Raw genomic sequence first — 22,308 nt, forward strand, 5'->3', positions numbered from 1 at the left:
CCGTGCGGACCCGGACGTCAGTAGCGTGGCCGGGGTGTCGGTGCAGGTCAGCGTGCTCGGGGCGACGGCGCTCCGCGGGTCCGACGGGCCCGTCGAGATCGCGGCGCGCAAGCGTCGTGCGCTGCTCGCCGCCCTCGCGCTGGACCTCGGGCCGGTCGTGTCGGCGGACCGGCTCGTCGCGCTCATGTGGGGGGACGAGGCGCCGCCAGGGGCGTTCGGCACGCTCCACTCGTACGTGTCGGGGCTGCGGCGGCTGCTCGAGCCGGGGTTGGAGCCGCGCGCGAAGCCGACGGTGCTGCTCACCTCGGACGAGGGCTACCGGCTCGCGCTGCCTCGTGAGGCGGTCGACGCCACGGCGTTCGTCGACGAGGTCCGCACCCGCCACCGCGTACTGGTGGGTCTGGCCTCCCAGCTCACGACCGGTCCCGACGCGAGCTGGCCGGAGCGGGCCGAGGTCGAGGAGCAGGTCGAGGGGCTCGAACAGCTGCTGCGGACCTGGCGCGGCACGCCCTACGCCGACCTCACCGACCACCCCGACGTCCTCACCGAGCGCACCGGGCTCGAGGCGCTGCGCACCACCGCGAGCGACGACCTCGCGCTGGGACTGCTGGCCCTCGGTGAGCACGCCACAGTGCTCGCGCTCACCGAGCAGGCCACGGTCCGGGACCCGTTGCGCGAGCGCGGCTGGTCGCTGCACGCGCTGGCGCTGGCCCGCGCGGGGCGGCAGGCCGAGGCGCTCGACGCGATCCGGCGACTGCGCCGCCTCCTCGACGACGAGCTCGGGCTCGACCCCGGTCAGGAGGTGCGCGACCTCGAGGCAGCGCTGCTCCAGCAGGATCCCGCCGTCCTGCGCGGGTGGCTGGCGAACGGGTCCCCAGCGTCACCGGTCGGCAGGGCCCGGGTGGAGGATCGCCGGGGCCAGGACCCCGGCGATCCTCCACCCGAGCCGCCGGGCGGGGGCGCGAGCGGGGCTGAGGCGGTCGGGCGGGACGAGCGACCACTCGTGGGCCGCACCCGCGAGCGCGAGGCCATCGCGCAGCTGCTCGACAGCGCCGGGGCTGGTCGGCCGGCCACCGTGCGGCTCGTCGGTGAGGCGGGCGCGGGCAAGTCCCGCCTCGTCCAGTGGGCGGTCGCCGAGGCGCTGAGCCGGGGCATGGCTGCGGCGGTCGGGACCTGCTCGGCGGACGAGGGGGCCCCGCCGCTCTGGCCGTGGCGACAGGTCCTCGCCGGGCTCGACCTGCCGTCGCCGCCGGAGCTCGCCCCTGCGCTCCCTGCCGGTGCCCAAGCCGACTCCCAGCCCGACCCCCAGGGCGACGCTCACGCCGATCCCGGCCCCCGCCCCGATGCCCGCACCGCCGACGCCAGCAGCGGCACCACCGCCGAACGAGCCTTCGCCGCCCACGACGCCATCGCAGAGGCGCTGCGCGACGCCGCGCGCGACCGTGGTCTGCTCGTCGTCCTCGACGACCTGCACTGGGCCGACACCCCGACGATGCGCTGCCTCGCGCAGGTCGTCGCGAGCCTGCGCGCCGGGGACCGGGTCGCCGTCATCGCCACCCGCCGACCCACCACGAGCGCCCACACCGCCGACACCGCCGGCACCGACCTCGACGCCGCCCTGGCCCGGCACGGCGCCACCACGCTCGAGCTCGACGGGCTCGCCGCCGACGAGGCCCGCGACCTCGTCGGGTCCATCCTCGGCGACGGGACCGAGCCCGGCGTCGTCGCCGACTGGCGGGTCCGCACCGACGGCAACCCATTCTTCCTCGTCGAGCTGGCCCGGCTCGCGGAGCAGTCCGGCCGGGTCGACGGAGAGGTCCCCGAGAGCGTCCAGTCCGTCGTCCGGCACCGCGTCGCCGCGCTGCCCGAACCCGTCCGCGAGCTCCTGCTCCTCGCCGCAGCACTGGGCCGCCAGCACCCGCCGCTGCTGCTGGCCAGGATCGCCGAGCTCGACCCCGACGACCTGCTCGACCGCCTGGAGGTGGCGCAGGAGGCCGGGATCATCCACAGCGCGCAGGGTCTGCTCGCCTTCGACCACGCGCTGACGCGCGACGCGATCCTCGCCATGACGACGCCGAACCGCGTCGCGCGCACCCACGCTCGCATCGCCCGCGCCCTCGAGGCCGCTCCCCCGTCGGCGGTCAACCCGGCCGAGCGCGCCTTCGACCTCGCCCACCACTGGCTCGCTGCCGGACCCCTGTATGCCGCGAACGCCTGGCCCGCTGCCGCCGCGGCCGGCGCCCTGGCCGCCGACGACTTCGCCAACGTCGAGGCGGCCGACCTGTTCCACGCCGCGCTCGAGGCGCAGGCGGTCGACCCGCAGGGGACGGCATACGAACGCTTCGATCTCCTGCTGCGGCTCAACGAGAGCGCGGCTCGCGCAGGCATGTGGCGCGAGGCCGTCGGTGCGGTGGTCGTCGCGGTCGCCCTGTCGCGAGCACTCGGTGACCCGGTGCGGATGGCGACGGCGGTGGCGTCGCTGACGCGCTACTCGGTGTGGACGCCGATGGAGTACGGCGTCGTCGAGCACGAGCTCATCGACGACCTGCGGACCACGCTGGGGCGGCTCGCGTCCGGTGACTCGGCGGAGCGTTGCACCCTCATGCTCGCGCTCGCGGCCCAGCTCTACTACCTGCCGGGGTCGGACGCCGAGGTGGCCGCGCTCACCGACGAGGGCATGGCGATGGCCCGGCGGCTCGGCGACCCGACCCTGCTCGCGTGGGCGGCGAGGACGGCGCAGATCGCCCTGTGGCGGTGCCCTGCTCTCGCGGCGCGACGGGCCTTGGCGGAGGAGGAGGTCGCTGCCGCCCGGGCGAGCGGGGACGTCACGGCGGAGGCGGTGGCGCTCGCGGGCATGGCGGGTGTGGCGGTGGAGGCCGGCGACGTGGCGACGTGGGAGTGGGCGAGCTCGGAGGCCCTGGAGATCGCGCGGCGGAGGCGCCTGTCGTTCGTCGAGTTCGCGCTCCGGTTCGTCGAGCTCAGTCTCGACGTGCTGAGGGGTGGGGGTGACAGGGAGGCCGCCGCCGACGCCCTGCGCACGATGACCGGGGTGCGGATGTCGATCCCGGCGACGGACTACATCGAGTTCGGCATCGCCTACGCCCTCTCGGGGTGGGACCCGGTGGCCGCGCGGTGGCTCGTCGACAGCGTGCTCGCCGTCGACCCCGACGGCGGCGACGACATCACGCGGACGCCGATCCTCCAGCTGCTCGCGGTGTGCGGGGACCGCGAACGCCTCGCCCCGCTGCTGCGTGGCGCCGCACTGCCGTCGGAGGACTGGAGCCAGTCGCTCGACCTCGCGATCCTGGCCTTCGCGTATGCCGTCGCCGCTGACTCCGAGGGCGCGCGCACCGTGGCCGGGGCGCTGGGTCCGCTCTCCGGGCGGATGGCCGTGGCCGGGGTGGCGAGCCTGCAGGGTCCGGTCGACTGCTTCCTCGCGATGGCGCTCGCGACAGCGGGCGAGGCGGAGGCGGCGCGCGCCGCGGCCGAGCGCGGGGAGGCACTGGCCCGCGAGTGGGGCATGACGGCCTTCCTCGACCGGTTCGCGGAGCAACGCCGCAGCCTCGGCTTCTAGGCGGTTGCCGAGGCGGTTGCCGAGGCGGCTGCCGAGGCGGGTGGCCGAGGCGAGGTGCCCTAGGCGAGGGGCGCGAAGCCGAGGTCGACGAGGACCTTGGCGATCTCGTCGTTGCCCTTCTGCGACGGGTGGGTGTAGTCGTCGGCGAGCAGGTCACCGCTGGGCTTGTCACCCGTGGGGCCGTTGAACGCGTGGTAGATGTCGGCGCAGCTGAACTCGTGGGCCTTGGCCGAGTCGCAGATCATCGCGCTCCACGCGTCATGGATGAGCACCGTGCGCTTCGCCTGGTCGGCGGTGAGGCCGAGTGTGCTCGAGCCGACCCAGTCGTTGTACTTGTTGAGGGCGATGAGGATCGTGGGCTTGCCCACCCTCTGGGCCGCGACCTTGGTGAACAGCGCGTCGTAGCCGGGACGCGAGGCTGCCGCCGACCGGGTGGCGCACGCCTGGTCGACCTTGGTCCAGTCCTTGAGGGCGCCGGTGGCGGGGTCGAAGGCCGAGCCGCAGGGCGTGTCCGTCCCGAGCTCGATGCTGTTGTGGGCGATCCCCACGATGATCGCGTCGGCCGCGGCGAGGTCCTTGGAGAGCGAGTCGAGGTTGTCGAGGAGCCGAGGCAGGGTGAGCCCGGTGTGGTCGGAGAGGTTGTTCGGGCGCACCCCGCGTCCGGTCGCCTTGGCCAGCGCGTCGCCGTACTGGTAGACGAACGCCGTGCAGTTCGGGCAGTCGTCCTTGCTGTTGAAGGGGATCGAGTCGCCGATGGCGACGAGCGACAGCGGGGGTGCTGTCGGACTCGGCGTGGAGCTTGCGGTCGAGGATGGCGACGGGCTCGTGGCCGGCTCCTCGGACGCACCGCAGCCCGCGAGGACTGCGACGGCACCGAGCGCGACAGCGCCGAGCGCCACGACCCGTCCGATGCGTCTCATCTCGCCGTCCTGCCCTTCGCTCGCGCCCACGACCTGCCGTTGCCGGCCGGGTCGGGCCCGGCCCCACACCCGGCTGACCCGGTCGACCCGGCCGACAACGGCGAATCCGCCCCTGGTGCGGGTCCGCGTCCCTACTATCGAGGGGTCGGGATTCCCTCGCCTAGGACGAAAGCGACGTGTCTGCCGGCGCCCACCCACTGGCGAGGAGGGTCGATGAGCACCCTCCAGTCCGCCCTGCCGTGCCCGGCGCTGCGCGATCTCGTCCGGGCCTACGCCCAGCGCACCACCGGCGCGAGCGAGGCCCCGGTGGTGCAGCTGGTGCCGGCCTCGCTCGAGGTGGTCCTCGGGTTCGAGTTCGGCTCGCTCTTCACCGTCGACTACCGCGACGGGAGCAGCGAGCCCGCCCACCGCATCGCCCTCGTGGGCTCGCACTGCTCCCCGAACGCGAGGCTCACCCTAGGCGCCGGGGTCGAGTCGTTCGCGATCTTCCTCCAGCCCACCGCCCTCCAGCGCCTGCTCGGCATCCCCACGCACCACGTGGCCGACCGGTCCTACCCGGCAGTCGACGTGCTCGGCCCCGGCGTCGAGGTGCTCTGGTCGCTCCTCGCCGCCGCCGCGACCTTCGAGGAGCGGGTCCGGCTCAGCGAGACCTTCCTCCTGCGGATGCTGCTGGACGCCGAACCCACGACGATCGCGCATGTCGCGATGGACACCTTCCGCGGCCACGGGCGCCGGCCTGTGGTCGAGATGGCTGCGCTGGCCTCGCTCAGCGTCCGCCAGTTCGAGAGGCAGTTCGAGCGGGAGTTGGGCATGCCGCCCAAGCGGTTCGCGCGCATCGCCCGGTTCCAGTTCGCCCTCGACGCCAAGCTCGTCGACCCGCGCCGGTCCTGGCTCGAGGTCGCCCACGGCGCCGGCTACTACGACCAGATGCACCTCGTGCGCGACTTCCACAGCCTGAGCGGGGCGAGCCCCACCCGGCTCGTCGCCGAGCTGGGTGACACCCGCCCGCCGGCGCTCGCGGGGTCGGACGCGCAGGACTGACTCTTGTCACACCGTGTGCCGCGGGTGGGAGTTGTCCTTGGGTGTCGCGGGGTCGGCGAGGGTCAGGTCAACCGGTCCCAGAACCGGCGCACGTGGGCGGCCACCTCCTCCGGCTGCTCCAGAGGGACCAGGGTCCGGGCGCCGGCGACCACCACGGCCTCGGCACCGGGCACGAGATCGGCCGCCGCCTGCGCGTCCTGCGGGGTCCAGTCGCCGCGGTCGTCGGAGGAGACGAACAGGCTCGGCACGGTGATGTCGGGCAGCTCCCCGGTCACGTCGACGCGGTTGAGGATGAAGGAGCGCACCGCCAACGCCATGCTGCGACGAGTCGGGCGGCCCATCGACTCCTCGACGACTCGACGGATCGCGTCGTCGGCTGCGGACGCGTCGGTGAGCATCGCCGTCAGCACGGCCGAGCGCACGGGGCCAACGGGTCCAGCGGCTCGCAGGATCGGCAGCAGGATGCTGATCTGCCTGCGCAGCGCCGGGGCAACCGGTTGGGCCGGAGAGCTGATGGCCACGAGGCTGCGGAGGACGCCCTGGCGGGCGGCGAGCGTGAAGCCGACGTGTCCCCCGAACGCGTTGCCGACCCAGTCGACCGGGTCGTGGACGCCGAGCCCGTCGAGCAGGTCCGTGGCGGCGTCTGCAGCGCCGGTGATGTCGCTCGCGTGGTCCAGTGCCTCGCTTCGACCCAGACCAGGTGGGTCGACCAGCAGGTACCGGCGGCCCGTCGGCAGCAACGGGATCATCCGGTCCCAGGTGTGGCTGTCGACGAACATCGACGACCACAGCACGGTCGGTGTGCCCGTACCGGTGGATCGGACGTGGAGCCGCCCGAGCCGGGTGCGGACCGAGGTGGCGCTTTCGTCGAGCGTGCCGCCGCTCCCCGCGTTCGGGACGTTGCGGTGGTTCATGGTGCGGCCCTCCTTCATGAGATATCGATGTGAGTGAGACTCACGTGAATATCTTGAGGTTAACATCGTTGTCATGAAAGACAAGGCCCCTCGGCCGTATCGGATGACGGCCCGGGCCCAGGCGGCCGAGCGGACGGGCGAGCGGATCCTCGACGCGATGCTGGCGCGGTTCGCCACCGTGGCCTACGACCGCATCCGTCTCGAGGACGTCGCCGCCGATGCCGAGGTCACGGTGCAGACGCTCATCCGTCGCTTCGGCACCAAGCACGGGCTGCTGGCCGCCACGGTCGAGCGTGAGTTCGTCCGTCTCGCTGCCGATCGCACGGCTGCCATGGGGGACAGCCCCGAGCGCACGCTCCACGCCCTCGTCGAGTACTACGAGCACCATGGCGCGCTCATCCTCAAGCTCTACGCCGAGGCCGCCCAGGCCCCCGGCGTGCCGGAGCTCGCAGCCCGCAGCCGCGCGTACCACGTGGACTGGTGTCGCGCGGCCTTCTCCGAGTCGCTCGAACCGAGCCGGGACCGGTCGACCCGCGCGCGACGGCTGGCCCAGGTCGTCGCCCTCTGCGACGCCACGACGTGGCGGATCCTGCGGTTCGACAGTGGGCTCTCCCCGCATCAGACCGAGCAGGCACTCCTCGAGATGCTGCTCCCCCTGCTGGGGCCGCAGAACGGGTAAGGACCGGGCGACGTGGAGCCGCCCGGCCGGCGTCAGCCGCTGACCCCGACCAGGCCGCCGTGACGGAAGGCCCGCTGCTCGTGACGCGCGTACGAGCCGCGCACCACGGCATACAGGAGCTTGAACGGGGGACCGCTGAAGGCGAAGAAGCGCTCGAGAGCCTCCGGCGGCAAGCCGTCGACGACCCAGCCGATCATGAAGGGCGTGTCGCGCAGGCGGTAGCCCTTCTGGATCTCACGCTCGACGCCGGCGAACTCGTCCTCGGTCATGACGCGCTGGACGAGCGGGAGGACGACGGTCTCCTCATGCTGGAGATGGGCGCCGAGCACCTCCCGCAGGCCGGCGAGCCGGATCTCGATCGCGTGCCGGTGGTCGTCGCACGGGTGGTCGGCCATGGCGCGCCAGGCGCTGGTGAGGGCGGTGAGCGCGGGGTCGATCTCGGCGTGCTCGTCGCTCATGGCCGCGACCTCGGCGCGGTCGGAGTCGGTGCCGCGGGCTTGGACGGCGGTGTCGAGGACGGGCCAATAGAGCGTGTCCTCGGCGTGGTGGTGCTCGTGGAGGACGTGGCAGAACCGGTCCCATCTCGCGCTGAGGGCGGCCCAGGTGTCGGGCTCGCCGAGCGGCGTGGCGGTCGCGGCTGAGGCGAACCGTGCGAGGTCGCGGCGGAAGGCGTGGTGCATGACATACATGCCGGTGTGGTCGAGCGGGCCCTCGGCAACATGCGTCTGGCCGGGGAGGTCGAGCTGCCTCACCACAGTGCCCCTTCCGTCTCCGAAGCAGCCGGTATGCCGTCCGCTCCCGTTGCGGTGGCCGGCGCGAGTCCGTGCTCGTCGACGATGCGGGCGACGAACTCGGTGAAGTCGGTCGGCGGTCGGCCGAGCAGGCGAGTCATGGCGTCGAGCTCGGACTTCTTGGTTTTGACAGCGAACTCGCGCAGGGCCTTGAAGGACGACTTCCAGTCCTCGAGGCGGTAGCCGGTGAGGTGGGCGGTGAGGGCGGCATCGATGGCCGCGTCGTCGTCGCCGACGTACTTGACGGGAGTGCCAAGGGCGTCGGACCAGGTGGCGGCGCACTCAGCTCCCGTGACCGAGCGCGGGCCGCAGACGGGGTAGGCGCCGGCGGGGATGCTCGGGTCGAGCAGGACGTTGGCGACGATGTCACCGAGGTCCTTGAGGTCGACGCGGTTGAGGCCCTTGGGGTGGGTCGGGAGGACGAACTGGCCGCCGCGGATGACGTCGATGAGGACCTCGTCGCACTGCATGAAGTTGCCGACGCCGAGAACGACCGGGCGGGTGTTGGAGGTCTCGACCATGTGGCCGATCGAGATCTTGCCGCGGTAGCGCGGGAGCAGCCGACCGTAGAGGGTGCGCATCGCCCACTTGGCGAGTCGGTTGGAGGCGTCGATGTGGATGCCGGAGAAGACGAGGCGGGCGCCTTCGTGCTCGACGGCATCGAGGACGGCGCGGGTGAGCTCGACCTCGTCGGCCTCGTGCGGGGAGATGTGGAAGACGGCGTCGACGCCTCGCATGGCTGCTCGGAGGGAGGCCGGGTCGCGGAGGTCGCCTCGGTGGACCTCGACGTGGTCGGTCGGGCGGAGACGGCCCGGGTCGCGGACGAGGACTCGCGGGGTGACGCCACGCTCGTTGAGCGAGCGGACGACCTCGCGACCCATGAGTCCTGTGGACCCGAGGACGAGGATGGAGGGCTGGGCGGGGGCGGACATCGGTGACTCCTGTCGTGGACGTGTCGAGCTGCTGTTCACGACAGTGACGGAGGGTTCTTGTGCCACGCTTGCGTTGTTCTTCAGCCGCAGCCTGGGGCAGTGGCTTCCGGGGGCTGATGCCGTTGCGGAAGGTGCGTTACGCCAGCAGCAACGCCAGAAGTAGAACGCGATCTGCCAGTTTGCCTTCGAGCCTCTACCTAACTCGGGGATCAATTGGTGCTTGAGGATGGTCTTGTGCAACTCAACAAAGCGCTAGAGCACCAGATCGTCACTTGGTGAGAGCGGCAGTGGCAAGACCCTTCTTGATCTCATCGTTCTACGGAGACACTCAGGAGCCGCCGTAGGTCTGTGCGGCCTGCCATGGGGCGTGCACGATTAGGGGACGTCACCGGCCGCGACGGTCGTCAGGTCGTCGGGGTTCCAGAGCGTCTTGGCGATGTCGCTGTACAAGTTGCCACGTTCGACGATGCCAGACGCCTTGAATTCCTCGTACGCGTGGAAGGGCAGACCCGACGTCTTGACGAACGCTAGGAAACCAGGGTTCTTTTCGTAGGCTTGAGGATCCAGGCTCGCGGCGAGCAAGTTTTGGCTGAAGTACCTCGGGCGCTTCTGCGCATAGGTCTCGTCGTTGTAGCTGGCGTTGAACTGCTTTGGTAGCAGCAACAGGTCACCGATCCGATTTCGATGACGGGCGAAGTCGGCTTCGTGGCTGAAGTCGTCGGTGTGCCGCTCGGGATGGTCGGCCCAGATGTGCTCGACCTCGTATTTCACCTTGGCACCGTTGGTGAGTTCGATGTAGTTCGAGGCTTGCCCGGACCTCACGGTGATGTAGTCAGTGATCCGGGCCAGGATCTTGTGTAGTTGGCTGCGGTTCTGCTGGTGGACGTACAAGCCGTCGTAGTCGAAGGATTCGTCAATCTTGAGCAGGTAATCACGGAGCACCTGAGCTAGGGCAGGCTCGCTCAGGCCACGAATGTCACGCATGACGGTGAACATCGCGTACTGCATTGTTGAGTAAGCCGTCGCGCGGAAGTTCCAGATGCGGCGCGCGAGCAGGATGTCGGTGAAGCGGCCGACAAGCTCCAACTTCCTGTCGATGATGGCCGAGTTGTCCTCGACACGCAGTGGCGCTAGGAGCAGTTGATTCTGGAGGGTGAAGCCGAGATCGGCATTGAAGCGGACGAAGCGCAGAGCACTATCGGGCTCGAACGGTCCAGTCGACGCGTTGAGGATGCGCGCATAGTGATGGCTGTAAAAGTCGAGGTCACGGACCACGAACTGGTAGTAGTCATCCGGTGTTTTCAGGCCCACGCTGTCGTGCGCACCCCGGAGCCAGCGGTGGAACTCCGTCCCGATACGATCCCAGTCCTCGGGCCGCGCCCCCTTCTTTCGCTCTCGGATCTTTGTGGAGTACTGACTCCGCAGCCAAGTCTTGAGGAAGTCGGAACTAGCGTCCTCCGCCTGCTCGTCAAGGTTGCGGAGCCGCTTGCGCCACAGATCGTTCGCCTTGGTGCGTGGCTTCCCGTCCTCCATGTTGGCGAGCAAGTACCCCTTAAGCATGTCTGCGGGGGTGAGCTTGAGGCCGCGATCGTTCATCGTTTCGAAGATGGCGTAGGCGTCGTCGTCGCTGTAGGCAGTGATCTGGACGAGCTGGACCCGGTCCTTCAACCAGTCGATGAAGAATGGGAGGGCCCCTTCCTTCAACTCGTCCGGGAACAGCCGGTCAAGCTCCGCGTAGCGGGCGACCAAGGTGTGCACGGACTCGGACGCGTCAGCAGGCGGCTCGTACTCGCCAAACTCGAACAAGGCCTCCATGCAATCGTTACGGTCGGCCACATCAAGGTTGAACGACTTCTCCCCGAACTTTTCGGAGTAGATGAGTTCATCGACGTTGACGACTTCATCTCGGCCCTGTTGCAGTCGCCGTAGATAGGTCAGGAACAGCGTGAGGCTCGTAAGCCGCTGCTGGCCGTCGACGACGAACGGCTGACTTCCCTTCTGGGAAATGATGATCGAGCCGAGGTAGTAGCCAGGGTACTTGGCGACGTGTTTGCGGGCGTGGTCGGGCTGATACAGGTCGAGGAACTTAGCAGTCAGATCAGCGACGAGCTCGGCAATCTGCTTCGACTCCCACTTGTATTCGCGCTGGTAGTAGTCGATCGAGTACTTCTTTTTCTCCAGGACCTCGGCGATTGTCTTGGCAACGCCGTCGATGGTGCGGTCGATCTCGGTCACGCTCATCCTCCCTACGCCGTCACGAGTTCCATGAGCTTCGAGTAGCTGTCGGCGACGTCGTACTTCACTTGACCCTCGAACTTCTTGTTGACTTCTGCGAAGAACTTCCGGGCGCACTCGATCTTGGCATCCTCGACACCCTTGAGTTGCAAGGTGGAGAGGGAACCTTTCGTCTCAGCGACGAAGTACACGTGCTTGACCGATCCCCCGGTGAACGCGATCGCCCAGTCCGGGTTGTAGTTGCCGACGGGGGTCGGGATGAAGAAGCCGCGGGGCAACTTGGCGTACACCTCGACCTCGGTGCTCGTGTCCAGCTCCGTGACGAAGTCACGCTCGAGCTTCGAGTCCGTGACGACGTAGTCGTACACGTGCTTCTTGAGCTTCTCACCTGCCTTGGCGAAGTTCTGTGCGCTCTGGTTCTCCGTGAAGATGGCGGTGTCGAAGCTGTCTTCGAGTGCGTCGTACGCGAGGTGCTCAACGATGACTGTCGCCTTCTGCTCGTTGATCAGACGTGCGGCTTCGGTGATGAACTGCTCTGCGTTAAGGCGGAACTTGGCGAAGGTGTTCGGGTTGATCCGGCCAAGGATCGCAGCGGCGGTGCGCCGGGTGAGCTGGGTCTTCTCAGTGATCTCCCCGAGCAGGTCGTACTGCACCTGAGACCCCGCGGAAACGGTCTCGGTCTGCGTTGACGTCTTGGAGAGGTCGAACCCCGCACCGCTGGCCAGGTCGTCAGCGTCTAGCGACTCTCGCTGCCGGCCCGCCTGAATGACGTACTGCATGGCGGCGACGTTCAAGTGGGTGTCCAGAGATGCCACGCACTTGCCAATCAGCTCAGCCGAGTCGAACTCGACCTGGTAGACGGCCTTGTGGTTGATCCGATTCCAGAGCTCTTGGAACTCCTTCTTCTTGAAGTTCGCCTCGTTGAGCGGGATCTTCTTCGGTTTGCGAGCGTCTGAAGGGACGGGCAGGTCGACGTACAGTGCGTCGACCAGGGGCCAGACGAAGTCGATGACGGGCTTCAGGACATCGGACGTCGGCTGTGCGAGGGTCCCGTTTTTTTTGGCTTCGATGTAAGCGTCGGAGACTGTGTCGTCATCGTTGATGTAGTCGTTCTTGACCAGGTACTTGTAAAGCGCCTGGGCGAGCGCTTCCTCGACAATCGACTCGCCGTCCGCGGTGTGGATCGTCTTGCCGGTGAAGAACTTGACGCTGGCCTTGCGCGGCCGCGCCGCGAGGGACGCGGCGATCTCCTTCTGCAGCCCAGCGACGAAGTCGGTGTAGGACTCGTCGGTCACGACGGTGAGTTCGTTGATGTCGTGGACCGTGACGGGGTTGTCCATGCGCTCTCCATGCTGGTCCACCGCCAGCCGCAGGCCACGCCCGATCTCCTGACGACGAGAGATCGTGTTGTCGCTCTTCTTGAGCATGCCCATCACGAACACGTTGGGGTTGTCCCAGCCCTCGCGGAGAGCCGAGTGCGAGAACAAGAACCGCACCGGCTCCTCGAAGGACAGGAGGCGTTCCTTGTTCTTGAGGATCAGGTCGTATGCCGCAACGTCTTTCGACTGGCCCTTCTCGTCGCCGGTCTTGTGTACGTCGCCGTCGACCAGCCGCTTGCTCTTCCTGTCGATCGAGAAGTAGCCCTGGTGCACCCCGCGGGCCGTATCCCGGGTGAGGTACTGCTTGTAGGCCGCTGTTGCTCCATCCAGATCCAACTCCCCGAGCACCTCGTCAACAAGAGCGGCGTACTCCTCCTCAAACAGGCGGGCGTAGTCGCCGAGCGTGTCCTCACGGTCATAGTCGCGGTACTTGGCGACCTCGTCGATGAAGAAGAGTGAGAGGACCTTGATGTCCTGGCTGAAGAGCTCGCGTTCCTTATCGATGTGGGCGCGGATGACCTCGCGAATCTGTATGCGGCGCTTGGTTTCCTCGGTGACGTCACGGTCAGCGAGCTGCCCTGCGACGACGACGTCCCCGCTGCTCAAGGTGATGGTGTCGTCGATGGCACTAACGTCGTTGACAACGAGTCCCTTGTAGGCCTCGATGCCGTTCGCGAGGTCGTGGAGTCGGGTGCCCTTGGTAACGCGCTTGAGCTGGCGCTTGATTGGACCACCCTTGGTTTGGACTTCCAACTCGACGCGGGCGGTAGGCGGCTGGCCCTTCTTCACCTCAATCGCGTCAAGGTAGAGGTACGCCGTAGACCCGGCGAGGCCCTTGACCGTGATCCCGCGCACTGCGATCTTCTTGACAAGCCTCTGGTTGTAGGCGTCGAGCGCGTCGAGTCGGTGGATTTTGGTGTGCTCGACCTTATGGGTCGCCGAGTAGCGAAGCACCATCAGGGCGTTGAACCGCGACAAAGCTTCCAGCGACTTCGGAGCGCCGATCTTTTGTGGTTCGTCGATGATCACAATGGGCCGGTTTGCGCTAATGACATCGATCGGCCGCCGGGACTGGAAGTCGTCCAAGACGTCGTAGATGCGCCGGTTTTCCTTGCCCGTGGAGTTGAAGGCCTGGATGTTGATGACCATGACCTGCACGCCAGCATCCGAACTGAAGCGCTCGAGCTCGTGCAGTTGGGTGGAGTTGTAGATGAACGAACGAGGCTTCGTGCCATACGTCTGCTGGAAGTGTTCCGCGGTCACGTCGAACGATTTCTTGACACCCTCGCGGATTGCGACCGATGGCACAACGATGATGAACTTCGACCAGCCGTAGCGCTTGTTCAGCTCCATAATCGTCTTGATGTAGACGTACGTCTTGCCCGTGCCGGTCTCCATCTCGATGTCGAGATTGGGTGCGCCTGGCGCCGCCTTGCTGTCCAGAATCATGGGCGCCAGCGGCAGGTTTCGGGACTTCTGTACCTCATGCAGGTTTTCGAGCAACTGCGTCGCCGAGAGCTCGATCTCGGCGTTGCGCAGACCTGAGTCCGGCGTCGTACTGGTCTCGAACAGAGCCGGAGCGGCGCTCGGCTTCAGGCGGCCGGGGTCGATCCTGTAGGAGATGCCGGTCTGTCGAGACTGTCCCGTAAACACGTCGACCACCGAATCGACTGCGTCCGTCTGGTACTTCTGAATCTTGAATTGGAGTTGCATCTTCGTCAGATGACCTTCACGTCAGATGAGGGGGAGATCTCTTTGAAGATCTGCTCCGCGTTGATCCGCGCATCGTCGGAGGCAAATCCTGCGTCTCGAAAGACAGCTCGCAACGGCTGTCGCTTCGCCAGGTCGCGGACGAGTTCGGGCGAGATGCGCTTGCTGAAGCATGCGACGAGCGCGCCACCATCGACGAGGAAGACCTCGTGCTCCTCGACCGTCTCGGACACGATGGGCGCGGTGATCTCTAGCCCCCAATCCAACAGCACTTGGAAGAGAAGGTCCTCTCCGGTTCGTCCTTGCTTCACACTAGACCCGAGACCCTCCAGTGACTGTTGGTCGGTCTCGTCAGGCACGCGTAGCACGTCAGCCATATTCGTGGTGTCGACTCGAACGGCTCGGAAACCGACGTCAAGTTGATCGCCAATCATGCCCGCACCGTCACGGATAGAAGTTCCCGCTCGTCGGATCCGCTCCTTCGCAATCTCGGCAATGTTTGAATAGCCGGCCTTTGCGGCAGCCGAGCCCGCTGGAACCTTTTCGGCCAATTGGACCTGAATAAAACTACGACGTCCGCCGTCAGTAGCGTTCAACTCCATGACTGCGTGGGCAGTCGTGCCCGAACCAGCAAAAAAGTCGAGCACCAGTGAGTCCGAATCGGTCGCGATGTGGAGTATCTTCCTCAGAAGGCCGACCGGCTTGGGGTTGGAAAAAATTCCGGCACCGAGAAGGTCTTTGACCACCATGGTTGCCTTTTTGTTTCCCTCGATGTCATCCCAATAGTTTGAAACCTGCTTGGTACGACCTTCGAGGTAATATTTCACGTAAGGCTTCCAAATCCCCGACAGGTCGCTGTTCCAAACAATCATGTCCTCAGCGACCCAGCGATCGTATTGGTCCCTCCCAGCACGCCACCTGCTCTCGTACCCTCCGGGCCCCACGGGGTAAACGGCGGTTCCATCCGGCGCCGTAACCGCGTAGTACATCGATGGCCGATCTTCACGGCGATCGTTGCTTCCGGTCTTGCGGAACTGGAGTGTGCTGAATCGGCCGCGCTCATCCGCTTCGCGGAACCTGGCGACGTCCTTATCGTCGAGCGGCAACCCATTGGGCACATAGGAATTTCGGTTGCGCGCAGCCACCAGCAGGAAGTCGATACTGCTACCGATATGGCTCGCATCTTGGCCAGTGGTCGTTCCCTTGGAGACAGCAATCTGGCCGATGAAGTTCGCTTCACCGAAAACGGCATCCATTAGTTTCCGCAGATTGTCGACCTCGTGTTCGCTAATGCTCACGAAAATCACCCCGTCGTCGGACAGAAGGTTCCTAGCCAGCCTTAGGCGCGGATACATAAAACTAAGCCAGTCCGAGTGGAATCGCCCACTGGTCTCGAGATTGGTGATCAGGCGAGAGCCTTCGTCGTTGGATTGGCCGGATTTAGCCAGGTAGTCTGCGACTGTCTCACCGAAGTCATCGTTGTAGACGAAGTCGTGGCCGGTGTTATAAGGCGGGTCAATGTAGATTACCTTAACCTTACTGAGGTACGACTCCTGAAGCAGTTTCAGCGCATCAAGGTTGTCACCTTCGATGAACAGGTTTTTTGTGGCGTCGAAGTCCACTGACTCCTTACGAATGGGTCGGAGCGTCTTTGCGATGGGAGCGTTGGCTGCGAACGCCGAGGCACGCTTGCCCGGCCAGTCGAGCTGGTAACGCTCTTGCGGCCCCTCTACTAGGTGATCGGAAAGTTCCTGGCGAAGCAGGTCGAAGTCGACTGCACGGACCGTGTTTCCTTCCGGGTCGACGGCCTCTGTCATGACGCCCGGAAACAACTCGGCGATCTTGGCGGTGTTGTTCGCCGTCACGTCCGATGATGTCATTCGAAGCTTCTCCACGGTGATCCTCAGTTCGTGTTGCCCGGGGACGGGCTGTCGATCGGGCTCGTGAGGTCCACGAGCATTGCTTGCTTGGTTTTTAAGGTTCGACGCAGATCGAACCTGCGATTGAGTTGCGGTTCGTTCCGGAGCTTCCGCTCCAGAACAGCGATCTCGCGCTCCAATGACCGAACGGTCGTGAGCCTGGCGATGACCTCCGACACGTTTTCGCCAGGGCGCGACGCGACTGGCATCAGCGGCTGTATCAGAGCTGTGTACATGCTCGTCAGGTCGATGGCGGTCGGAAGCGGCACTCGGCGATGGGGTGTCTGCTGCCATTCGGTGCTGAAGTAGGGGCCCACTTTTGGGGCACCGGCGCCGAGTTGCTTGTGAGCGGCCACCATGCGGATGCTTCCGATTGCGCCCTCCCCGCGGCTGATCTCGAAAATGATCGGTGTTCGTACAGCCTTGTCGATCGCAGCCAGCACACTCTCCGCGACGTCCTCGTCCTTGGCGACGATCTCGAAGATCTGGATCTCGACAACCTCACCGCTGCCCGGAAGGTTAATCGTCGACTCGGCAAGCTTGTAAGCCCAGGTGATCCGTCGTACGTCGGACACGAAGCGATCCTTGACGGTTGCGCCGAGAGAGGCGCGTTCGTAGAACTTGGTCTTCGGCACAATCCGTCCGAACTCCGCCGCACTCGGCCACCGGTAGAGCGGCACCGTCATGGGCTCCCCTGCTCCGGATCAACGACGGCAAGGAACGCAATCAGCTCGAAGTCCTCGAGGCCGCCGATGGCCTGGCTGAGGGCCGTTGTCGGGCCATCGGTGAAGAGACTATCCAGGTCGCGTTCGTCGGTGACCTCGATCATTGACCGGATAGCTGCGGTGAGCAGTTCGGAGTACCTGCCCATCTCGGCGCCTTCACCGGTTGACGCGTTGAAGACACGTGTGACCGCACCTACTGGTTCGTCGTACGGGCGGCAGCCGGCACGGATCACATCCAGCAGTTGCTTCACCTCGGTGTGGTCTGCAATGACGTTGCCGGCCTCGTCCAGGTAGATCAGGTAGTGAGGGTGGAGGCGGTTGCCGCGGTCGATGTTCTCGTCAGCGTCCACGTTGCGAAGCGCAAAGATGACGCCCGGCTTGAGCCCGTTGGTCCGGTCCGCCGGGACGACGGCGTGGAGCCCCTTCGGCAGCGTGTCGAGTGCGCCGTGCTCGTTGATATACCCGAGAAGGTCCATCCGGAAGTCATTGAGGCCGAGGTCAGTGATGGAGACGCCGGTGCGCACGTCTTCGAGCTCGATGATGTCGTCCTGGAGTTTGCGGAGCTGCTCCTTGCGGTAGGCCGCGTCAGCGCTGGCCGGGTCGAGGATGTTGTCGTCGCCCACGGCCGCGAGGTCCGCGATCACCATGCGATTCTCGACGCGTTCCTTAAGGTTGATGTACTCGTCCAGCGAGATGTCGGGCCAGAAGTTGACGAGCTGAATCTGCGCGTTGGTCGAGCCGATGCGGTCGACTCGACCGAAGCGCTGGATGATTCGTACCGGGTTCCAATGGATGTCGTAGTTGACCAGGTAGTCGCAGTCCTGGAGGTTCTGACCCTCACTGATGACGTCGGTTCCGATGAGAACGTCGAGTTCGGCGGTCTCCTTCGGCATGGTGAGGTGGCGCTGCTTCGAGCGGGGCGAGAACAGCGTCAGGACCTGCTGAAAGTCGTGGCCGGGGCCGAGGGTTGTCTTGGCTGCGTGTGCGCCTCCCGTGATGATCGCGCTCTCCAGGCCCACCTTGCTGAACGAAGGCGCGAGCTCTCGGAAAAGGTAGTGGGCCGTGTCGGCGAAGGCAGTAAAGATCAGCGCCTTGTGGTTGCCGAGATTGATGGGGTTGGCGGCCTTGTCCTCGATCAACCGTTTGAGCCGCTGAAGCTTTGCGTCGCGGTCGGGCGTGACCTTCTCCATCTCCTCCAGCAACTCTCGGAGGGTCTCCCGGTCGTTCCAAAGGTCGCTTCGCCAGGACTCGACGTCGATGTCTTCAAGGTCGATCTTGATCTTCTCGCCAAAAGTCAGTGCTTCAAGGTTGGCGTCATCATCGTCATCGACGTCGAGGTCGAGGTTGGCGAAGTCCACATCCAGTTCTGTCATCGCGCCCCCACGTGTCTCGAGTCGGCCAAGCGTCTCGTCGACGGCGCCTTCGATCCTCCCGACCGTGAGTCTGAACGCTTCAACCGAGCTCTCCAGTCGCTTGAGCAGGTTGACCGTCATCAGTTTCTTCAAGCCTTGCTCGCGGCCGAGCTGGCCGAGGTTGGACCGTGCGGTGCCGCCCTTGACGTTGTAAAGGTCCTCGTACTTGCCGATCCTGCTAGGAAAGACATAGGCCAGGGGGGTGTAGACCGCGAGCGTCAGAGCTTGAATCTGTTCGAAAATCTCGTTGAAGGTGGCGACCCCTGCTAGGTCGGTGAGCGGCGCTCGAATCGAGACCGGTGGGAGACGCTCGGGGAACGCTCCGATCTCCGTGGTGTCGTAGAAGGCTTGGATGTGCTTACGAGATCGGGCGATGGTCACGGCGTCCAAGAGCTCGAAAAAGTCGAAGTCGAGCATCTTGAGGATCTGGTCGGTGGTTCGGGTCTCCGGTGGCAGTTTCGACCAGTTGTTGAAGACACGCTGAGCGTCGCGGAATACGTTCTCGACGGTGGTCGACAGGTTGAGGTGTTGGGTGAGGCTCTCCGACTCGCCCTCGTAAGCAAGTTGAAGTTGGTTCTTCAGGTCGTTGAATCGGTTGTTGACCGGTGTGGCCGAGAGCATCAGGACCTTGGTCTTGACGCCTTCGCGGATGACGCGGCGCATGAGGCGCTGGTATCGGGACTCCTTCTCTTCCGCGTAATCGGCATTCCGGAAGTTGTGTGACTCGTCGATCACGACGAGGTCGTAGTTGCCCCAGTTGATCCGGTCGAGACGCAGTCCCATGGACTCACCGCGACTGCGCGAGAGATCGGTGTGTGCCAGCACGTCGTAGTTGAACCGGTCGGTCGCGAAGATATTGGTCGTGAGGTTGGCGTTGTAGTTGGTCCAGTTCTCCGACAGCTTCTTTGGGGCGAGAACCAGGACCGACTTGTTGCGCAGTTCATAATATTTGATGACGGCCAGCGCGGTGAAGGTCTTGCCGAGGCCGACGCTGTCGGCGAGTATGCAGCCGTTGTAGGTCTCCAGCTTATTGATGATGCCGATCGCCGCATCGCGCTGGAAGTTGTAAAGGCTCTGCCACACCTGGGTCTCTTGGTAGCCCGTGCGGTCGTTCGGAAGCACGTCTTCGTTGATGTCGTCGAGGAACTTTGCGAACAGGTTGTAGAGGATCAGGAAGTAGATACGCGCTGGGGAGTTCTCGGCATATACGCCGGCGATGTGCTCAACCACCGCGTCCGTCACATCATCGAGCTGCGCAGGGTTGTTCCAGATCTGGTCAAAGAGCGCGACGTACTGCGACGTCATCGGCGCGTCGTCGACGCGGTGGACCATGTTGGAGACCGCATTGCCCCGTTCGTAGCCGAGGTCTGCGGTCGTGAATCCCTGAAGAGGCATGTACGCGGTCTTGTCATCCACTACGGCGAACTGCTGCATCGGGTTGCCAGTGGAGTTCGACTGAAACCGGACTTTCCGCCGAACCCAGTCAGCACACTCTTTCGCGATCGCGCGTTGGGTGAGTTTGTTGCGAAGGCGAATCTCGAACTCGGAGCCATAGAGACTCGATTCGCCGCTGCCGCCCCTCGGAATGAAGAACTCCCGACGTTCCTTGCGAAGCCTGTCAGTGACCTTCTCAGTGACGAACGCGGGCGAGGTGAAGATGAACTCCAACTCACTCACTTGCTCGAGCTCCTTGCGGAGCGCCTCGAAGGCGAAGATTGAGAACGTCGAGGCAGCGATCCGAACCTTCGATCCTGGAGTGATCTCATCCTTGAGGTCATCCCCCAGCAGCGAGTTGAGGTTGTCGATGATCTTCACTGAGTTGCCCCCGCGGCCGTAGTCTCGTCAGCGCCGGACCGGCGCACCCACTTGTCGACCTCGGTGATCTGAGACTTCCAGAGGCGTCCAACTCGACGAGCTGGCATGCCCTGCTTGGAGATCCATGTATAGACGGTGTCCTTGGTGACGCCGAGGTGTTCAGCGATCACCTCAGCAGACACCCAAGCCTCGGTCACGCCTGCAGGTTAGCCCGGGTCTGAACGTGTGTTGGCCAATTGCGCCATGTTTCGCGAAACAGGCATCTACGCATCATCGTGCCCTCTACGTTGATGCCCTCAGCAGCCGAAAAGGGGGGGCCAGATGTCACGAGGACGAACGCGCGGTCGGGCGGAAGCGCACCCGCGCCCCGGACGTGAGGGCGACACGACTTCGAGCGTCCGAAGGGTTTTTGCCGTTTCTGACCCCGTGGTCGGTGTTCTGGTGAGGGAACTGGACCGTCCTCAAGCGGAGGCTGTTCTCATCTGCCAGAGAGACTCGCCCACTGTGCTGGATCTCGCTAAGTCCCGGGACGCCTGGCTTGGGAAGGGGCGATTCGAACACCCGGCGTGGGAACGCTCGCGATCCTGGGCATTGCATAGGTGCACATGCAAAGGCCGCCACCGATGCCGGGTCGAGGGCCGGGCCAACTACGGAAACATCCATGTCGTGGATGTTGCTTTGCGATGCGGATCCGGCTTGGCGGCCGTCATATCGGCGTTCGTCGAGGGGTTTGCGTTCGGTGACGGTGTTGAGCCTCCAACCGCAGTCGTATCGCTAGGCAAACATCCCCTGAACTCGATCGAGGTGGTGCTGGGAAAGGCTCAGCAGCGCGTGGAAGGCAAACATTGGCATCCACGCCAAGACAGTGGCTCCGCGGTTGCCTTGGGCGCTCTGTGGCACCGGGGCGCCAGCTGGTTCGAGCAGCGTGCGTACGAGGAGTGATGGGCCGGGCCCCTGCCCTTGTGGTGGCGCTTCTTTGGCACGTCTCCGCTCGATCTGCCGGTCGAGGTGGCAGGCGGATGGTCTGGTGCACGCGGTTTTGAGCCCCCCGGGTCGCACGGTGAGTGGTTCCTCAAGTCCTCGTAGTTAATCGGTCGTCGTCGTGCTGCGACCGGCAGTGCGGCGCTGCGTCACGTCGCACTGTCCGAAGAACTCACGCAGGGTGGGCGGGTCTCGGACCGCGCCAGATGCCGCATGAGGTTCGAGATTTCGGGCCCCACCTCACGGGCAACCGGAGTGGATTGCAGTTTCTGGCCCGCACACCGCCAGGGCACCGCCAAGAACCAGGCCGCAGGTCCCATGGGATTGACGTGCGGCTTCCGTCGCGGCCAGGGAGGGGTCGAAGTGGCGCCCTTTGGATTCCAGCCAGCGCGGTCGTCAACAATGACCTCATGCCACTTCCGAAATGTGGCTGGTCGATACAGAACGGCGGCCGAGGCTAGTCCGCGGTACGGGCCCTACGACTTAGCCCACCGCTTGCGTATCTGGACGGCATACATCGCCTCCTTCCCCCTGTAGCCGTCACCGTGACGGCGCAGGGGAACGCAAGGGAGCACGACATGGCCAAGTACGTGGGGTCGTGGTGGATCCGCGACAACATCGACGGGCGCCGGCTCGAGGCTGAGGGGTTCGCCTCGACGCTGGGCGGCCTCGCCGAGTTCGACTGGACCCAGAACCACGGCGAGAGCGACGTCAAGGAGTCCGACTTCGTCACGACCGCGAGCACCACGCAGCGCAGCGACCAGGTCGACGCGATGCAGATGAGCTCACACGGCTGGCAGGACGGGTTCCTCGTCTGGGGCGGCAGCGTCGACACCAGCGAGGCGGTCGACTTCGGCAAGAACGACCTCGAGATCTTCGCGACGCACGCGTGCGACCTGCTCCACCACGGCTCGGACAACAGCGTCGGCCGCTGGATCCCCGCCTTCGAGCGGCTGCACTACATGCTCGGCTTCCATAACAGCAGCTACTCCGGCGGCGGCCAGAACGCCCGCGGCACCTGGTTCGCCATGTACGCCGCGTGGTTCTTCTACGGCCCGCTGAGCTGGCTCTTCAAGGTCGACATGCCGGTCCGCGAAGCCTGGGCCGAGGCCAACGAGATCGTCGAGGGCAGCAACGTGCAGTGGGCCTACCTGCGGGCCGAGGCCCCCGGCGCCCCCACCTACAACGAGCGGCTGCGCGTCGCCGAGACCACCGACCCCGTGAGCAACCGGTCCTTCTGGACCGCGCGCGGCACCTGCTGACCGCGCCCCAGCCGGCGCC

The 22,308-nt window shown here is 65.5% G+C and carries 14 protein-coding genes; 4 read left to right on the forward strand and 10 right to left on the reverse strand.

Annotated elements, in window-relative coordinates; all coding sequences use genetic code 11:
* Positions 1-34 precede the first annotated feature (34 nt).
* On the forward strand, positions 35-3,574 hold the full coding sequence (locus KLO01_RS06775) for an ATP-binding protein (RefSeq protein WP_147063457.1): 3,540 nt from the start codon (positions 35-37) through the stop codon (positions 3,572-3,574).
* Positions 3,575-3,633: 59 nt separating this feature from the next.
* On the opposite strand, the gene KLO01_RS06780 is transcribed toward KLO01_RS06775, so the two are convergent.
* Entirely contained in the window at positions 3,634-4,494 is an 861-nt protein-coding gene (locus tag KLO01_RS06780) for an SGNH/GDSL hydrolase family protein (RefSeq protein WP_147063459.1), read from the reverse strand.
* Between the two features lie 213 nt (positions 4,495-4,707).
* Here KLO01_RS06780 and KLO01_RS06785 point away from each other — a divergent pair, with 213 nt between their 5' ends.
* On the forward strand, positions 4,708-5,535 hold the full coding sequence (locus tag KLO01_RS06785; protein ID WP_147063461.1) for a helix-turn-helix domain-containing protein: 828 nt from the start codon (positions 4,708-4,710) through the stop codon (positions 5,533-5,535).
* Positions 5,536-5,597: 62 nt separating this feature from the next.
* Here KLO01_RS06785 and KLO01_RS06790 read toward each other — a convergent pair whose 3' ends face one another.
* Positions 5,598-6,449 (reverse strand): alpha/beta fold hydrolase, encoded by an 852-nt coding sequence (locus tag KLO01_RS06790; RefSeq protein WP_186827945.1) that lies wholly within the window; start codon positions 6,447-6,449, stop codon positions 5,598-5,600.
* Positions 6,450-6,522: 73 nt separating this feature from the next.
* Here KLO01_RS06790 and KLO01_RS06795 point away from each other — a divergent pair, with 73 nt between their 5' ends.
* Complete coding sequence (locus tag KLO01_RS06795; protein ID WP_147063465.1) at positions 6,523-7,128, forward strand: TetR/AcrR family transcriptional regulator; 606 nt, start codon at positions 6,523-6,525, stop codon at positions 7,126-7,128.
* 32 nt (positions 7,129-7,160) lie between these two features.
* On the opposite strand, the gene KLO01_RS06800 is transcribed toward KLO01_RS06795, so the two are convergent.
* From KLO01_RS06800 to KLO01_RS06835, 8 genes are all read right to left on the reverse strand, one after another.
* Positions 7,161-7,880 carry a hemerythrin domain-containing protein gene (locus KLO01_RS06800; RefSeq protein WP_147063467.1) on the reverse strand — a complete coding sequence of 240 codons (720 nt, stop codon included), beginning with the start codon at positions 7,878-7,880 and terminating at the stop codon, positions 7,161-7,163.
* Positions 7,877-8,851, reverse strand: a complete 975-nt coding sequence (locus tag KLO01_RS06805; RefSeq protein WP_147063469.1) for an SDR family oxidoreductase — start codon at positions 8,849-8,851, stop codon at positions 7,877-7,879. Before KLO01_RS06805 ends, KLO01_RS06800 begins: the two co-directional genes overlap by 4 nt.
* Before the next feature lie 375 nt (positions 8,852-9,226).
* Positions 9,227-11,086, reverse strand: coding sequence for a DUF262 domain-containing protein (locus KLO01_RS06810; RefSeq protein WP_246136094.1), 1,860 nt, complete (start codon positions 11,084-11,086; stop codon positions 9,227-9,229).
* Positions 11,087-11,097: 11 nt separating this feature from the next.
* Entirely contained in the window at positions 11,098-14,178 is a 3,081-nt protein-coding gene (locus KLO01_RS06815) for a type III restriction-modification system endonuclease (RefSeq protein ID WP_147063473.1), read from the reverse strand.
* 5 nt (positions 14,179-14,183) lie between these two features.
* Positions 14,184-16,070, reverse strand: coding sequence for a site-specific DNA-methyltransferase (locus KLO01_RS06820; protein WP_147063475.1), 1,887 nt, complete (start codon positions 16,068-16,070; stop codon positions 14,184-14,186).
* A gap of 8 nt (positions 16,071-16,078) precedes the next feature.
* Positions 16,079-16,780, reverse strand: a complete 702-nt coding sequence (locus KLO01_RS06825; protein ID WP_147063477.1) for a DUF4391 domain-containing protein — start codon at positions 16,778-16,780, stop codon at positions 16,079-16,081.
* Positions 16,777-20,046: a helicase-related protein gene (locus KLO01_RS06830; RefSeq protein WP_147063479.1), complete on the reverse strand. Its 3,270-nt coding sequence runs from the start codon at positions 20,044-20,046 to the stop codon at positions 16,777-16,779. Before KLO01_RS06830 ends, KLO01_RS06825 begins: the two co-directional genes overlap by 4 nt.
* Entirely contained in the window at positions 20,043-20,243 is a 201-nt protein-coding gene (locus KLO01_RS06835) for an excisionase family DNA-binding protein (RefSeq protein ID WP_147063481.1), read from the reverse strand. The genes KLO01_RS06830 and KLO01_RS06835 overlap by 4 nt, the downstream gene beginning before the upstream one ends.
* A 1,362-nt stretch (positions 20,244-21,605) precedes the next feature.
* On the opposite strand from KLO01_RS06835, the gene KLO01_RS06840 reads away from it, so the two are divergent.
* A complete protein-coding gene (locus KLO01_RS06840) occupies positions 21,606-22,289 on the forward strand; it encodes a DUF6345 domain-containing protein (RefSeq protein WP_147063483.1) in 684 nt (227 codons plus the stop codon).
* The last annotated feature ends 19 nt before the right edge of the window (positions 22,290-22,308 follow it).

Origin of the sequence: Knoellia locipacati (assembly GCF_007992835.1) — a bacterium.
GTDB classification, from domain to species: Bacteria; Actinomycetota; Actinomycetes; order Actinomycetales; family Dermatophilaceae; genus Knoellia; species Knoellia locipacati.